The organism is Bradyrhizobium huanghuaihaiense, assembly GCF_025200885.1.
GTDB lineage: Bacteria > Pseudomonadota > Alphaproteobacteria > Rhizobiales > Xanthobacteraceae > Bradyrhizobium > Bradyrhizobium huanghuaihaiense.
The window spans coordinates 2,020,710-2,034,242 of the sequence record NZ_CP104172.1 but is presented as its reverse complement, the minus strand read 5'-3'; the positions used below and the strand labels follow the sequence as shown (position 1 = coordinate 2,034,242).

The window sequence follows — 13,533 nt, the reverse complement described above, 5'->3', positions numbered from 1 at the left end:
AGCGCGCCGTGCCCACGATCTCTTTCCATAAGCAAATAAAACGCGTGGGCACGCTTCGCTTTGCCCACCCTACGGCACCTTTGCCCACCGTACGGCACTTGTAGCCCGGATGGAACGCAGCGTAATCCGGGGTTGGATCCGCGATCGCGATTCCCGGATTTCGCTGCGCTCCATCAGGGCTACGGCCTCCCTCCAAAGCCTCACTTCCCCGCAACAAAATAAAAATCCTCGCGGCCCGGCGGCGAGCCATACGTGAACGGCTGCTGCTCGTGCTTGGTCGCGGCCCAGACGTCGTCGCGGACGATGTCGAACAGCTTTCGGATCTCGACCTTCGGCTCCCTGATCTCGCGGGCGAGCGCGGTGGCGAACGGGCTGTTGGCGGCACCGTCGCCATCCATCGCGGTCTCGCCGTGCTTGGCGGCATAGACCACCATGAAGCCGGCGCCGGGCTCGATGTTGGAAAAACCCTTGTCGACCAGCTTCAGCGACAGCGTGCGCTGCATGGCCGGCGCGAACGGATTGTCGCGGCAGGCATCGAGGACCACGAGCCGCATTTTTCGCGCGGCACCGACTGCGGCGATGACCTGCTCCAGCGCGACGGCCTGCGTCTCGGCGTCCTTGTCGGCGGCGAGCTTGGCATCGACGGGGACGAGATAGTTCACCCCGCCGATCTCAAAGCCGTGGCCGGCGTAATAGACCACGGCCCAGTCGGCCTTCTCCGCCTCCTCCGCGAAGGTCTTGAGCGCGTCGAAGAACTTGTCGCGGGTGAGATCGCTGACGGAGATCACGGTCTGGAAACCGACATCCTTCAGCACGCTCGCGATCAATTTCGAGTCGCGCGGCGGATTGGGCAAGGCGTGCACGTTCTTGTAGGCGCCGTTGCCGATCACCAGCGCGACGCGGCGCCCGCTGGGCGTGCCCGCTGGGGTCTGCGGCGTCAGCGCGGCGAGCCGCTCCTGCGCGATGGCGCGGGCGCGCGCGACGTCGATCTCGTCGAACCTCGTCAGCGAGTAGGCCGCCGCGCGATAGTCGGCTCTAGCCTGGGCGAGATCCTTCCTCCGCTCGTAGATCTGGCCCCGGCCGGAATGGGCCCGGACATTGTTGGGATTGATCTCGATCGCCGTGTTGTAGTCCTTCAGCGCGGCGTCGAGATCGCCCTTCATCATCGCGACGTCGGCGCGATTGTTGATCGCGAAGACGTTCCTGGGCTGCTTCTGGATCAGGCCGTTGCAGTCGGCAAAAGCCTGCTCAAACTTGCCCATCATGCCCCAGGTGATGCAGCGGTTGCTTACGATCTGAGGCGCGGCCGGATCGATCTTCTCGGCTTCCGCAAAGTCGGCGATCGCGCCGTTGAAATCCTTCATCAGCGTGCGCACGCGGGCGCGATTGGTCCAGCCAAGCAGAAATTTCGGCGTGTACTTGATCGACAGGTTGAAATCGTCGAGCGCGCTTTGCAGCGCGCCACGGCGCAGCTGGATCACGCCGCGATTGTTGTAGGGCACGCCATAGGTCGGCCGCTTCTGGAGCGCGAGGTTGTAGTCGGCCATCGCGAGGTCGTCCTGGCCCTTGCGCTCATAGGCGAGGCCGCGCAGGTTGAGCGCAATGACGTAGTCAGGATCGAGATCGACGGCCATGGACAGGGTCTCGATGGCGTGGACGTAGTCGCGCTTGTTGATCAGGGTGTTGCCGCGCACGGACAGCGCGACGGCCTTGTCCTTGCCGGTGAGGCGATCGGCGTTGAGCAGATTGTCGCAGGCCGGTGCGCGGACCTGCATGTCGGCCTGGCGGTCGCGGCAGATGGCGAGATCGTCGCTGACTTGGTCTGCCGAAGCAACGGCGACACTGGCGATCAGGGTGACGAGGGTCAGGGAAACGACGCGCAGCATGTTGTCAGGCCAGCTCCAGCCACCACTTTTTTAGGTCGATCGTCGATCGCGCGGGTTCATCTACCGCGGAGTTCCCAACCCTGCCAAGCCGGCTGTTTCAACCCGCGTCTTTCACAGACTCGTGTCCGTATCGGCGTAACAATCGGTCCCTGCCCCCGTATCTCCAGTGACTGAAATGCGGCCGGGCAGGCTGTTCGCCCGGTGCCAACCGACCTAGACTGTCGCAACCTTCCGCCAAAGAGGCTCCGCCATGCGTCGTCCTGCCCTCCTGACCCTGCTCGCCGCCACCGCCGCCGCGACACTGGCCTTTGCCGTGCCGTCCCGGGCCGCCGAGGACGCCGTCGTGATCCCCGCCCCGGCCGTGGACGCAAGCCCGGCGAGCGGCATCCAGACCGCGGTGGTCGCCGGCGGCTGCTTCTGGGGCGTGCAGGGCGTATTCCAGCACACCGCGGGCGTCGTCAACGCGGTCTCCGGCTATGCCGGCGGCACCAAGGCGACCGCCGACTACCAGACCGTCTCGGGCGGCCGGACCGGCCATGCGGAATCGGTCGAGATCAAATACGACCCGAAGAAGATCTCTTACGGAAAGATCCTCCAGATCTACTTCTCGGTGGTGCACGACCCGACCCAGCTCAACCGCCAGGGCCCCGACATCGGCACGCAATATCGCTCGGCGATCTTCACCACCTCCGACGAGCAGAAGAAGGTGGCGGAGGCCTATATCGCCCAGCTCAACGGCGCCAAGGTGTTCGGCAAGCCGATCGTGACCAAGGTCGGCGCGCTGGAGGCGTTCTATCCGGCGGAGGCCTATCATCAGGATTATCTGACGCTGCACCCGAACCAGCCCTACATCGCCTATAACGACCTGCCCAAGGTCGAGAACCTGAAAAAGCTGTTCGCGGATAACTACATCGAGAAGCCGACGCTGGTGAATGCCAGCAAGGCCACCAACTGATCGCGAGATCATCGAAGCAAGATCACTGAAGAAACGGGAGACCCATGCCCGACACCAAGGCGAAAACCACCGACGACAAGGTCATCAAGAGCGAAGAGCAGTGGCGGCGCGAATTGACGCCGATGCAGTACGCGGTGCTGCGCGAGAAGGCGACCGAGCGTCCCTTCACCGGCGAATATGAGCACGACCCTCGCGCAGGTACCTATGTCTGCGCCGGCTGCGGCAACGTTCTGTTCGAATCCGACGCCAAATTCGATTCCGGCTGCGGCTGGCCGAGCTTCACCGCGCCTGCGGTCGAGAGTCATATCGACGAGGAGCGGGATGTCAGCCACGGGATGATCCGCACCGAGGTGCTCTGCTCCAAGTGCAGCGGCCATCTCGGCCACGTCTTCCCCGACGGCCCCGGTCCGACCGGCCTGCGCTACTGCATCAACTCCGCGGCGCTGAAGCTCGAGCCCAAATAACCCAGCGCGCCGTCGGGTTCCCCCATGGAACCCGACGGCGCGATGTGCTTTTCTTCCTTGGCGGTTCCTTGGCGGTGCGCCGATTAGCGCATTCCGGCGGGCCGCCAGGGAGGATGCCATGACCCTTGGGACCGTCCTGATCATCCTGGTGATCATCTATCTCGTCGGCGGCCTGTCCGGCCGGTTCGGCGGCTACGGCTATGGCCTCGGCCATTCCGGCATGGGCATTGGCGGGGTCGTTCTGGTGGTGCTGATCGTGCTGCTGCTTGCTGGCAAAGTTTAACCCAATAAGCCATTGAAATAACTTATGTTTATGCGGCTGCGGGGCTGCCATGCGTTGATTCATCATCTCGCATCGCGGGGGTCGCATTTCTGTCAAAACGGCCTATATTAGGGGGCGAAAATGACATGTGCGGCGGGCCCACCCGACGGTGGCCCCTGCCCTCCCAAACCCCACGCGCTTAAAGCCCCAGAGAGATCACGAGGTCTTTGACCATGCGTCCACTGCGTCCGTTCAACTTCAACACTTCCGCCGAACTCTTCCCCGCTGCGATCCGCAAGAAGAAGCGCGCCGGCTTCACCTATCGCCGGTTCGGCACCGCGGCCGAGGCTGTGCAGTTCGCGATGGAGCAGTTGCCGACGGACTCGCTGAACGGCGCCTATCTCCAGGTCGAGGAAGCGCGCTTCGACCAGAACGGCATCCGCTCGCTCTATGAGAGCGAAGCCTTCCCGCTGCCGCGCCGCCCCCGGCCGGCGCCGGCCGCAGAGACCGACGCCGACGCGGCGTAAGTTTTCGCAAAAACTCCGATGTGCACGCAAAGCGCGATGGCCGAACGGCTGTCGCGCTTTTTGCGTTTTGGGGGCTCTCTCTCCCCCGTCATTGCGAGCGCAGCGAAGCAATCCAGAATCTTTCCACGGAAGGGAATCTGGATTGCTTCGCTACGCTCGCAATGACGACGCAGAGAAATCCGGCGCATTGTCGACCAGATGGAATCGTGGCGAGCGCTCTTACATCCGCGGCTGCTTGTCGAGCCAGCGGCGGAGCAGGCGGACGTTGCGCATGTTGGCGCGGAACATGACGTCGAAGGCATCGCCTGCGAACGGGACCATGCCGACCACGCCGTCGACCGCGACATTGCCGAGCATGCGTGCGGTGATGTACCAGGGCGCCCCCAGCGCCCTCGCCTCGCGCACCAGCCACAGCGAGATCGCGGTCGTGATGATGTCGCCGACCACGGGGATCAATCCGATCAGCCCGTCGATACCGTAGCGGATCTTGGTGCCGGGCAGGATGAAGGCGACGTCGAGCAGTTTTGCGATGGCCTCGAGCCGCGCGATGCGCTGCTCGCGCGTCAGATTGCCGAACGGATTGCCTTGCCCGAACTCGAAGCGAAACTCGCGAAAACCCTGCTCCAGCGTCTCCGGGCGGATCTCGTGCCCTTCCTGATCGATGATCGGTCCGCGCGCCTCGGCGCCTGAAAAGGTCGTGCGCGAATGGCTCCCGGAACGGGATTTGCGGGGCGCAAGAATGTCGTCGTCGGACATGGTCATAACCTGATGGAAACGCGCCAACGCGGCGGAGGTTGCTGCACCGCGCCCGAACGCCGCGCGTTCAGGTCGGTGCCGCCGCGGATTGCGGCTCCTCGACATATCTATGCACGAGCCAGGAGGAAATCACCGACGGCACGAAGCCGACCATGCCGTACAGGATGAACTGCACCACGCCCGAATCCGGCCCGCGCGAGCTGTAGGTCAGCGAGGCCAGCACGAAGGCGAACAGGCCAACGAGGAGCATCCGCAAGGTGGGGCCGATCCGGCGGATGTGGATCAGGATGTCGTCGACCGCGCCGATCATCAGCGAAGGCAGGAAGCCGAACAGATAGCTGTATTGCAGGGTCTTGAAGAACACCACGAACAGCTTGCCGACCTCGCCGAGAGTGGTCTGGGTCCAATAGCCGGATTGATACGTCGTCGTCAGCAGCAGCAGGAACCCGCCGACGAACGGTCCAACCAGCGCAAACACCAGATAGCGTTTCATCAAATGCCCTCACACATCGCCCCGTTATAGCAGCGCGGCGGGAACCTTGAACAGCGGGGCGCCGGCCGCCTCGAAGGGGAACAAGTAGCAAGGCGACGAGTTCAAACAGGGATCTGAATCATCCCAGTCGGACTGGAGCCGCCGATGTCCCATAAATTCATTCTGGCGACGATCACCGTGGTCGCCCTGAGCGGCCTGCCGGGCGCGCCCGCTTTCGCCCAGGGCCACATGGGCACGCCGCAGGAGCAGAATGCCTGCTCGCGCGATGCGTCGCGGCTGTGCCGCAAGGAACTCGGCAATGACGGCGCGGTGCAGAGCTGCCTGCAGGCCAACCGGGCCAAGCTGTCGAAAGGATGCAGCAAGGTGTTCGCCAGCCACGGCATGTGAGGATCGAAAAACGCCCCTGCGAACGGAGAGTGAAGCCATGCTGCGTGACGAACAACTCTCGATCCTCAGGGACATCAGCCAGTCCGTCGCCTTCGCCGACGACAGGCAGGGCAAGATCGGCGAGTTGATCGCCGACGGCTATGTGATGAAGGACGGCGATCTGTTCGAGCTCACCGCGAAGGGCGTCACGGCGGTCGAGGAACATGCCGCTTCGCTCGGTGCTGATGATGCGGAACAGGCGAGCGCATCATCAGACCGGCTGATCTGATCGCGCCACCTCGCTTGTTGCGTGACGTGCGTGCAACAATTGCGAATTCCTTTGCGCTGACCATTGCAGGCCCGTGACAATGGCGCATACTTCGCTCGGGCGGCGCAGCACTTTCGATTCGACATCAAGTAATCGAGCGACCACATGCGGGATCAGGATCCCGGCGTGAAGGCTGTGACATGCGGCAGGTCAAGCCGCGTGCGGCGCCCCAAAACCAAGCGGCTCAAGCCCTACGGAACTCGGGGACCCATCCTTCATGACACGCTATCAGACCATCGCTTCGCTCGTCGCACTCGCCACCACCCTCGCACTCCAGACATCGCCCAGTCTCGCCTTCTCGCAAGAAGCCCAGCAGATGTGCTCGGGCGATGCGATGCGGCTGTGCTCCAGTGAAATCCCTGACATCCCCAGGATCACCGCCTGCATGGTGCGGAAAAAGGCCCAAGTCAGCCCCGGCTGCCGCGCCGTGATGGACCGCGAGCACGCGGCCGCTACGGCGGCACGGAAGCGGGAAGCGGCGGCGCAGTAGGAGGGGTGGCGACGCCTGCCGCTCCGCCGTCATTGCGAGGAGCGCTTGCGACGAAGCAATCCAGGACTGTCACCGTGGAAAGACTCTGGATTGCTTCCGCCTTCGCCAAAGGCTTCGGCGGACTAGTCGCTTCGCCCGCGATGACGGAGTGTGTGGCGACGCCTCCGGCCATGCAGGCCGCGGTCTCTCGGAGCTAACCTAATCGCCCCACTGCGCGAAGGCGTCGTTGAAGGCGCGCTCGCCCGGGGCGCCCTTCTCGATGGCGATGATGGCGCGGCGCTGGTTGGCGTAGACCAGGGGCACGTCGAACCAGGAACGCTCCTTCAGGAGCTGGACGTTGCGGGCGCGGTCGGCGTCGACATTGGAGAGGCCGACCAGGAAGAAGCCGTCGGTGACCTTGACCGCGAGGCCGGCGAGCGGCGTGCCGCGGGCCTGCTCGTTCGACTTCATCAGGATGCCCGGCACGTTGGAGACGCTGCCGCCCGGAAAATCCGGCGGCAGGATGAAGGTCAGTTCCGCGGTGTGGCTCGCCGGCAGCGAGGAGTCGGTATTGCGGCGGAACGACATCGTCATCTTGAACTTGCGGTCGGGGATCTCGATCTCGGCGCGCACGGCGACGTCGGCCTTCTGGTTGCCCGACGCCTTGATCGGCTCGAGCCGCCACACCACCGAGCCGACATATTGCTTGCCCTTCGGGTCGGACGGATCCTCGTCATAGAGCACGACCTTCTGCGCCACCGGCGCAACCGGCTGGTCGCTGGCCGAGGGCTGGCCGACACGGTCGGGGATCTTCGGCTTGCTCTGCGGCTGCGAGGTATCCTTCGGCGCCTCCACCACCTGCGTGGGCGACGACTTGAATAGATTGGTCGCGGTCTTGAGCAGCGACTCGCGCGCGACCATTCCGACGCCGACCAGGATCAGCACGATGCCGACGGCGATCGCGCTCTTGAACGGGAACGCGGAGCCGCGGCGCTTGGCCTTCTTGGCGTCGCGGTCGAGGACGGGGATGTGCGGGCGCGGCGACGGCGGCTGCGGCGTGTAGCGCTCGGCCTCCTCGATCGACTCGTCATAGGAATAGGGCGCGTCCTGCTCGCCGACGCGGTTCTCCAGGCTCGGCTCGAGCCGGTCGAATTCCGGCGAGGGCGAGGGCACGTTGGCGTAGGTGCGGCGCGCGGCGCGGTTGGCCTGCGCGGCCGCGCCGCCGAGATCGTTGGCATCAGCCGTGATGTCGCGGAAGCCGCGCACACCCGGGGCCGGCGGCAGCGCCGGCGGCGGTCCGATATCAGGCGGACGGCGCCCACCCGCACGGCCTGCCGGTGGCGGCGCCGGCGGCTCCGGCGTCGGCGGCGGCCCAGGCGGACCCGGCTGGCGCGGCGCGTCGAAACGCGGTGCGCGCGGCGGACGCTGGGCATCGCCCTGGTCATCGACGTTGAAGGACGGGCGGTCGGCCCGCGGCGGTGTCGGGGCCGGACGGGTGCGCGGCTGGGACGGGGGCGGGCCCGCCTCGGTGGCACGGGTGCTGGCGCGGCGGAAGGCATCGCCGCTGCCACTGCCGCCGCTGCGGCCGCCACCACCACCACCGGGGCGCGAGGCGTCGCGGGCGCGCTGGGCGGCCTCCGATTCGACCTTGCGAACGGCCTCTTCCAGCGACAGCCGTTCGCGGGTGATCTCGGACTCGGAGAGCGGCGGCTGCACGCTGCGCAGCTGCGCGATCAGTGCCGTGCGCGCTCGCTCATAGAGCGCGCGACGGCTTTCGCCGGGAGCGTTGGGGTCCAGGGCGGCAATAGCGCGGGCGATCAGCGGATAGTAATCAGCCATTTCTACTCAACTATACGCGCGTCCCGGTAAGATATCGTTAAGCCTCAAACGGATTTTGCACCAGGATAGTATCCTCGCGTTCGGGGCTGGTGGAAAGCAGCGCGACCGGACACCCGACCAATTCCTCGATCCGGCGGACATATTTGATGGCCTGGGCCGGCAGTTGCGCCCACGACCGGGCATTGGCGGTCGGCTCCTTCCAGCCCTCGATGGTCTCGTAGATCGGCTCGACCCGGGCCTGGGCGCCCTCGCCGGCCGGGAAATGGTCGATCTCCACGCCGTCGAGCTTGTAGCCGGTGCAGACCTCGATCGAATCGAAGCCGTCGAGGATGTCGAGCTTGGTCAGCGCGAGACCGTTGATGCCGCAGGTGCGGACCGCCTGGCGGACCAGCACGGCGTCGAACCAGCCGCAGCGGCGGGGCCGCCCGGTATTGGTGCCGAACTCGCGGCCGCGCTCGCCGATCTTGCGGCCGATCTCGTTGTCCTGCTCGGTCGGGAACGGGCCCTGGCCGACACGGGTCGTGTAGGCCTTGCACAGGCCGAGCACATAGCCGACCGCGCCCGGCCCGAGGCCGGCACCGGTCGCGGCCTGCGCCGCCACCGTGTTGGACGAGGTGACATAGGGATAGGTGCCGTGGTCGACGTCGAGCAGCGCGCCCTGCGCGCCCTCGAACAGCATGCGCTTGCCGGCGCGCCGCTCGATGTCGAGCAGGCGCCACACCGTCTCGACATAGGGCAGCAGCTGCGGCGCCAGCGCGCTCAATTCCTTCAGGATCTCCTTGCCGTCGAACTCCGGCAGGTTGAGACCGCGGCGCAGCGCATTGTGGTGCGCCAGCAGCCGGTCGATCTTGTGCGGCAGGGTGTTGAGGTCGGCGAGATCCATCAGGCGGATGGCGCGGCGGCCGACCTTGTCCTCGTAAGCCGGACCGATGCCGCGGCGGGTGGTGCCGATCGCGGTTGCCGCGTTCGAGGACTCGCGCAGGGCGTCGAGCTCGCGGTGCAGCGGCAGGATCAGGGTGACGTTCTCGGCGACGCGAAGATTGTCCGGGGAGACCGCGACGCCCTGCGAGCGCAGCTTGGTGACCTCGTCGAGGAAGGCGGTGGGATCGAACACCACGCCGTTGCCGATCACCGACAGCTTGCCCTCGCGCAGCACGCCGGAGGGCAGCAGCGCAAGCTTGTAGGTCTTGCCGTTGATCACCAGCGTGTGGCCGGCGTTATGGCCGCCCTGGAAGCGGACGACGATGTCCGCCTGCTCCGACAACCAGTCGACGATCTTGCCCTTTCCTTCGTCGCCCCACTGGGCGCCGACGACGACAACGTTGGCCATTCGCGGGTAATCCCTGTTCAATCTGTCTTCAGGAGGCATGATCCTCGCGGAAAACCGGTGTCCACTCTTCCGGGATCATGCCTGGCGCCCAGCCGATCCGCGGCCCAGGACCGCTCGCACGCAAGGCAGCCAACCGGATAAAGGAAGCGGCCCCTCTAGGCAAGCAAGAACGGGGCTTTTTCGAGGTCCCGAGGCCGGTCCAAGCCTTTGATATCCCCTTAAAATCTCGCAACCTTTGCCGCCGGCGCCAGGGCTTCGACCAAAGCCTGAGAAGCCACCTTCGCCGCGGCATGGGCGCGATGCATCCGCCCCCCGTTGATGCAACCGCGATTTCCGTGTCTTTGGACCGTGCCGGGCGATCGAAGCCGGCCCGGATATCGCCGGGCCGGGGCCTCGGCGCATGACGCGGGGCCATAACAACCACAATGTCCGCCACCGGCCAGACCACGAGCGCCGACACATCCGGTCACAACTGGGTCGCCAACCAGCCTTATCTGCTGCTCAGCATCACCGCACTGTGCTGGGCCGGCAACGCCATCGTCGGGCGGCTCGCCGCCGGCCATATCCCGCCGGTGACGCTGTCGTTCCTGCGCTGGCTGCTCGCCTTCCTGCTGGTGCTGCCGTTCGCCTGGAAACACCTGGTGCAGGATTGGCCCGCGATCCGTGGGCGGCTCGGACTGATGGTCACGCTCTCGATCACCGGCATCGGCGCCTTCAACACGCTGCAATACTGGGCGCTCGAGCACACGCAGGCGCTCAACACGCTGCTGCTCCAGTCGGCCGCGCCGCTGCTGGTGGCGCTGTGGTCGCTGGTCATCCTCGGCATCCGCCTCACCGCGGCGCAGGCCTTCGGCGTGCTGCTGTCGATGTGCGGCGTGCTGACCATCCTCCTGCATGGCGACTTCACCACGCTGTCGAACATCGAGTTCAACAAGGGCGACCTGATCTTCCTGCTCGCGCTTCTGATCTTCGCGCTCTATTCGGTGCTGAGCCTGAAGCGGCCGGCGATGCACGGCCTGTCGTTCCTCGCCTTCACCTTCGGTGCCGGCGCCGCTTGCCTCATCCCGCTGGAGATCTGGGAGCTCTCCGCGCGTCCGGTGATGAAGCCCGATGCGCAGAACCTGCTCACCCTGCTCTACGTCGCGGTGTTCCCCTCGACCCTCGCCTATCTCTGCTTCAATCGCGGCGTACGCCTGATCGGCGCCAACCGCGCCGCGCCGTTCTTCCACGTCGTGCCGGTGTTCGGCTCGATCATGGCGATGGTGTTTCTCGGCGAGCACCCGCAGGCCTTCCACTTCATCGGCTTCGCGCTGGTGCTGTCAGGCGTGTTCGCGGCGTCGAGGAAGCAGGCGGGTTAATTCGCTCTCGTAGGGTGGGCAAAGCGAAGCGTGCCCACCATGCCAGCTGCAACGGAGAGGATGGTGGGCACGGCGCGCGAAGAGCGCGCCTTTGCCCACCCTACGAATCTGTCAGACGCGGAGAGCCAAGCCTTCGATGTTCAACATATTAGCCGCCAATGACACCTCCTCAGGTGATGCGCGCATTGTAGCATTGCGGCCCTGTGACTTGTGCCACGGCGGCGATCGGGCGCAAGTTGTATCCGACACCCATGACGATTGCTTCGCCCGCGCCACCGGCCGCCAATCCGGCCAGCTGGCTCAACAACCAGCCTTATCTGCTGCTCAGCCTGAGCTCGCTGTTCTGGGCCGGCAACATCGTGCTCGCGCGCCATGTCGGCGCGCATGTGCCGCCGCTGACGATGACCACGATCCGCTGGTTCGGCGTGTTCCTGATCCTGTTGCCGTTCGCCTGGCCGCATCTGAAGCGCGACTGGCCCGCACTGCGCAGGAGCCTGCCGCTGATGCTGTTCCTGTCGCTGGTGGGCTTCGCCTTCAACAACGCGATCTCGTACTGGGCGATGCAATACACCGAGGCGCTGAATGCGCTGCTGATCCAGTCGGCAGGTCCCCTGTTCGTGGCGCTGTGGTCGCTGGTGCTGTTCGGCGTGCGGCTGACCGGCGGGCAGCTCGCCGGCATCGCGATCTCGCTGCTCGGCGTGCTGATCATCATCCTGCGCGGCGATCTCGCCGCGCTCGCCGGCATCAGCTTCAACCGGGGCGATCTCATGTTCGCCTACTCGCTGATCGCGTTCGGCCTCTACTCCGCCTTCATCCCGCGCCGGCCCAAGATCCACCAGCTGTCCTTTCTGTCCTTCACCACCTGCTGCGGCGCCGTGATGCTGCTGCCCACCGCGATCTGGGAAGCAATGAGTGGCCGCGTCCTGCATTTCGATGCGCTGACGCTGGCAACGCTGGGCTACATCCTGATCTTCCCGTCGACGCTGGCCTATCTCTTCTTCAACCGCGGCGTCGCGCTGATCGGCCCGAACCGGGCCGCACCGTTCTTCCATCTGGTGCCGGTGTTCGGCTCGGCGATGGCGATCGTCCTGCTCGGCGAAAAGCTGCAGCCGTTTCACCTGATCGGCTACGCGCTGGTGCTCGCCGGCGTCGTGATCGCCTCGCGCCAGGGTTCGGCGGCGAAGTAATTCCGCAGCGCGGACGCAAGTCTCGTGTCCCGGACGCGGCGCAGCGCGAAGCGGTGCGACGCAGAGCCGGGACCCAGATTGCCGCAGAGATGGGCCCCGGTTCAGCAGCGCATCACTACGTGCTGCGCTGCGCCCGGGGCACGAGACCAAGTTGACTCACGTCTTCCGATTTTTACGAGGACAAGCTAGGTTCCCCGCCAACGAAAAAGAGGGAACGACCAGACATGCTTTCAGCGTTGATCCGAAACCTGCGCATCGTCGGCACGGCCGCGCTTTGTCTCGCCGCGTCAGCCGCCCAGGCCGACAATTACCCCAGCCGCAACATCACGCTGGTGCTGCCGTTCGCGGCCGGCAGCGGCACCGACACCACGACGCGGCTGATCTCGCAGCATCTGTCGCAGGCGCTCGGCGTCGGCATCGTGATCGAGAACAAGGCCGGCGCCAACGGCATGATCGCCGCGACCTTTGTCGCGCGTGCCGCTCCCGACGGCTACACGCTGCTGGTGACCACCAACACCACGCATTCGGCCAATCCCTATCTGCTCAAGAGCCTGACCTACGATCCGGTCAAGGATTTCACCCCGATCGCGCGCACCGGCGATCTGCCCTTCATGCTGGTCATTCATCCCGACGTCCCGGCCAAAACCGTCGGTGAGCTCGTCGCTTACGGCAAGGCCAATCCGGGCAAGCTGAGCTACGCCTCGGGCTCGTCCTCGGCGATCGTGTCGGGCGCGACCTTCGCGCACAATGCCGGGCTCGACCTCTTGCATGTGCCCTACAAGAGCTCGCCGCCGGCGCTCAACGACGTCATGGGCGGCCGCGTCTCCATGATGTTCGTGGACATCCTGACCGGCCTGCCCCACGTCCAGGGCAACGCACTACGCGCGCTCGCCGTCACCACCAAGGACCGCTCGCCGCTGGTGCCGAACCTGCCCTCGATGCAGGAGGCCGGCGTGCCTGATTTCGACATCTCGTCGTGGCAGGGCTATTTCGGGCCCGCCGGCATGCCGAAGGAGATCGTGACGCGGCTCAACGCCGAGATCCGCAAGATCGTCGAGAAGCCGGAGATCAAGGCCCAGCTCGCCACGCTCGGCATGGACGCCTTCTCAGGCACGCCGGAGCAGCTCGGCACGTTCGTGAACGAGCAGCTGGTGCTGTGGGAGAAGCTGATCACCAACGCGAAGATCGAGAAGCAGTAGGACGGTCTCGTAGGGTGGGCAAAGCGCAAGCGTGCCCACCGAGACGTCACCGCGAACTCAAAAAGAGAAGGTGGGCACGACGCTTCGCGTCTTTGCCCACCCTACGAGATCAGG

General features: G+C 65.5%; 15 protein-coding genes. 10 read left to right on the top strand and 5 right to left on the bottom strand.

Going from position 1 to position 13,533, the window contains the following annotated elements:
* Positions 1 to 200: 200 nt before the first annotated feature.
* Positions 201 to 1,886 (bottom strand): caspase family protein, encoded by a 1,686-nt coding sequence (locus tag N2603_RS09625; RefSeq protein ID WP_260388534.1) that lies wholly within the window; start codon positions 1,884 to 1,886, stop codon positions 201 to 203.
* A gap of 250 nt (positions 1,887 to 2,136) precedes the next feature.
* On the opposite strand from N2603_RS09625, the gene msrA reads away from it, so the two are divergent.
* The 4 genes from msrA (at position 2,137) to N2603_RS09605 (ending at position 4,094) form a co-directional block, all read left to right on the top strand.
* The gene (msrA, locus tag N2603_RS09620) at positions 2,137 to 2,841 is read left to right on the top strand and encodes a peptide-methionine (S)-S-oxide reductase MsrA (RefSeq protein ID WP_260388533.1); all 705 of its coding nucleotides are present in this window, start codon (positions 2,137 to 2,139) and stop codon (positions 2,839 to 2,841) included.
* Between the two features lie 44 nt (positions 2,842 to 2,885).
* Complete coding sequence (gene msrB / locus N2603_RS09615) at positions 2,886 to 3,305, top strand: peptide-methionine (R)-S-oxide reductase MsrB (RefSeq protein WP_018641495.1); 420 nt, start codon at positions 2,886 to 2,888, stop codon at positions 3,303 to 3,305.
* A gap of 118 nt (positions 3,306 to 3,423) precedes the next feature.
* Positions 3,424 to 3,588 carry a DUF3309 family protein gene (locus tag N2603_RS09610; RefSeq protein WP_018641496.1) on the top strand — a complete coding sequence of 55 codons (165 nt, stop codon included), beginning with the start codon at positions 3,424 to 3,426 and terminating at the stop codon, positions 3,586 to 3,588.
* Between the two features lie 212 nt (positions 3,589 to 3,800).
* Positions 3,801 to 4,094, top strand: a complete 294-nt coding sequence (locus N2603_RS09605; protein ID WP_014492502.1) for a hypothetical protein — start codon at positions 3,801 to 3,803, stop codon at positions 4,092 to 4,094.
* A 219-nt stretch (positions 4,095 to 4,313) separates the two neighbouring features.
* Here the strand turns inward: N2603_RS09605 and N2603_RS09600 are convergent, their stop codons facing one another.
* On the bottom strand, positions 4,314 to 4,856 hold the full coding sequence (locus N2603_RS09600; protein WP_260388532.1) for a DUF4112 domain-containing protein: 543 nt from the start codon (positions 4,854 to 4,856) through the stop codon (positions 4,314 to 4,316).
* Between the two features lie 61 nt (positions 4,857 to 4,917).
* Positions 4,918 to 5,343, bottom strand: coding sequence for a DUF5413 family protein (locus N2603_RS09595; RefSeq protein ID WP_018641498.1), 426 nt, complete (start codon positions 5,341 to 5,343; stop codon positions 4,918 to 4,920).
* A gap of 144 nt (positions 5,344 to 5,487) precedes the next feature.
* On the opposite strand from N2603_RS09595, the gene N2603_RS09590 reads away from it, so the two are divergent.
* The 3 genes from N2603_RS09590 (at position 5,488) to N2603_RS09580 (ending at position 6,527) form a co-directional block, all read left to right on the top strand.
* Complete coding sequence (locus tag N2603_RS09590; RefSeq protein WP_260388531.1) at positions 5,488 to 5,730, top strand: cysteine rich repeat-containing protein; 243 nt, start codon at positions 5,488 to 5,490, stop codon at positions 5,728 to 5,730.
* A 37-nt stretch (positions 5,731 to 5,767) separates the two neighbouring features.
* Complete coding sequence (locus tag N2603_RS09585) at positions 5,768 to 5,998, top strand: hypothetical protein (RefSeq protein WP_026311765.1); 231 nt, start codon at positions 5,768 to 5,770, stop codon at positions 5,996 to 5,998.
* Between the two features lie 256 nt (positions 5,999 to 6,254).
* Entirely contained in the window at positions 6,255 to 6,527 is a 273-nt protein-coding gene (locus N2603_RS09580; RefSeq protein ID WP_026311766.1) for a hypothetical protein, read from the top strand.
* A gap of 198 nt (positions 6,528 to 6,725) precedes the next feature.
* On the opposite strand, the gene N2603_RS09575 is transcribed toward N2603_RS09580, so the two are convergent.
* Positions 6,726 to 8,345, bottom strand: a complete 1,620-nt coding sequence (locus tag N2603_RS09575) for a hypothetical protein (RefSeq protein WP_260388530.1) — start codon at positions 8,343 to 8,345, stop codon at positions 6,726 to 6,728.
* A gap of 37 nt (positions 8,346 to 8,382) precedes the next feature.
* The gene (locus N2603_RS09570; protein ID WP_260388529.1) at positions 8,383 to 9,675 is read right to left on the bottom strand and encodes an adenylosuccinate synthase; all 1,293 of its coding nucleotides are present in this window, start codon (positions 9,673 to 9,675) and stop codon (positions 8,383 to 8,385) included.
* A 425-nt stretch (positions 9,676 to 10,100) separates the two neighbouring features.
* Between N2603_RS09570 and N2603_RS09565 the strand changes: the two genes are divergently transcribed.
* From N2603_RS09565 to N2603_RS09555, 3 genes are all read left to right on the top strand, one after another.
* A complete protein-coding gene (locus N2603_RS09565) occupies positions 10,101 to 11,033 on the top strand; it encodes a DMT family transporter (RefSeq protein ID WP_260388528.1) in 933 nt (310 codons plus the stop codon).
* A 251-nt stretch (positions 11,034 to 11,284) separates the two neighbouring features.
* Positions 11,285 to 12,220, top strand: coding sequence for a DMT family transporter (locus tag N2603_RS09560; RefSeq protein WP_260388527.1), 936 nt, complete (start codon positions 11,285 to 11,287; stop codon positions 12,218 to 12,220).
* A gap of 224 nt (positions 12,221 to 12,444) precedes the next feature.
* Complete coding sequence (locus N2603_RS09555; RefSeq protein WP_260388526.1) at positions 12,445 to 13,419, top strand: Bug family tripartite tricarboxylate transporter substrate binding protein; 975 nt, start codon at positions 12,445 to 12,447, stop codon at positions 13,417 to 13,419.
* The last annotated feature ends 114 nt before the right edge of the window (positions 13,420 to 13,533 follow it).

Coding starts and splice junctions, on each gene's coding strand:
- N2603_RS09580 (WP_026311766.1), top strand. CDS start 6,255: ATGACACGCTATCAGACCATCGCTTCGCTCGTCGCACTCGCCACCACC.
- N2603_RS09555 (WP_260388526.1), top strand. CDS start 12,445: ATGCTTTCAGCGTTGATCCGAAACCTGCGCATCGTCGGCACGGCCGCG.
- N2603_RS09595 (WP_018641498.1), bottom strand. CDS start 5,343: ATGAAACGCTATCTGGTGTTTGCGCTGGTTGGACCGTTCGTCGGCGGG.
- N2603_RS09625 (WP_260388534.1), bottom strand. CDS start 1,886: ATGCTGCGCGTCGTTTCCCTGACCCTCGTCACCCTGATCGCCAGTGTC.
- N2603_RS09590 (WP_260388531.1), top strand. CDS start 5,488: ATGTCCCATAAATTCATTCTGGCGACGATCACCGTGGTCGCCCTGAGC.
- N2603_RS09605 (WP_014492502.1), top strand. CDS start 3,801: ATGCGTCCACTGCGTCCGTTCAACTTCAACACTTCCGCCGAACTCTTC.
- N2603_RS09560 (WP_260388527.1), top strand. CDS start 11,285: ATGACGATTGCTTCGCCCGCGCCACCGGCCGCCAATCCGGCCAGCTGG.
- msrB (WP_018641495.1), top strand. CDS start 2,886: ATGCCCGACACCAAGGCGAAAACCACCGACGACAAGGTCATCAAGAGC.
- N2603_RS09575 (WP_260388530.1), bottom strand. CDS start 8,345: ATGGCTGATTACTATCCGCTGATCGCCCGCGCTATTGCCGCCCTGGAC.
- N2603_RS09570 (WP_260388529.1), bottom strand. CDS start 9,675: ATGGCCAACGTTGTCGTCGTCGGCGCCCAGTGGGGCGACGAAGGAAAG.
- N2603_RS09585 (WP_026311765.1), top strand. CDS start 5,768: ATGCTGCGTGACGAACAACTCTCGATCCTCAGGGACATCAGCCAGTCC.
- N2603_RS09600 (WP_260388532.1), bottom strand. CDS start 4,856: ATGACCATGTCCGACGACGACATTCTTGCGCCCCGCAAATCCCGTTCC.
- N2603_RS09610 (WP_018641496.1), top strand. CDS start 3,424: ATGACCCTTGGGACCGTCCTGATCATCCTGGTGATCATCTATCTCGTC.
- msrA (WP_260388533.1), top strand. CDS start 2,137: ATGCGTCGTCCTGCCCTCCTGACCCTGCTCGCCGCCACCGCCGCCGCG.
- N2603_RS09565 (WP_260388528.1), top strand. CDS start 10,101: ATGTCCGCCACCGGCCAGACCACGAGCGCCGACACATCCGGTCACAAC.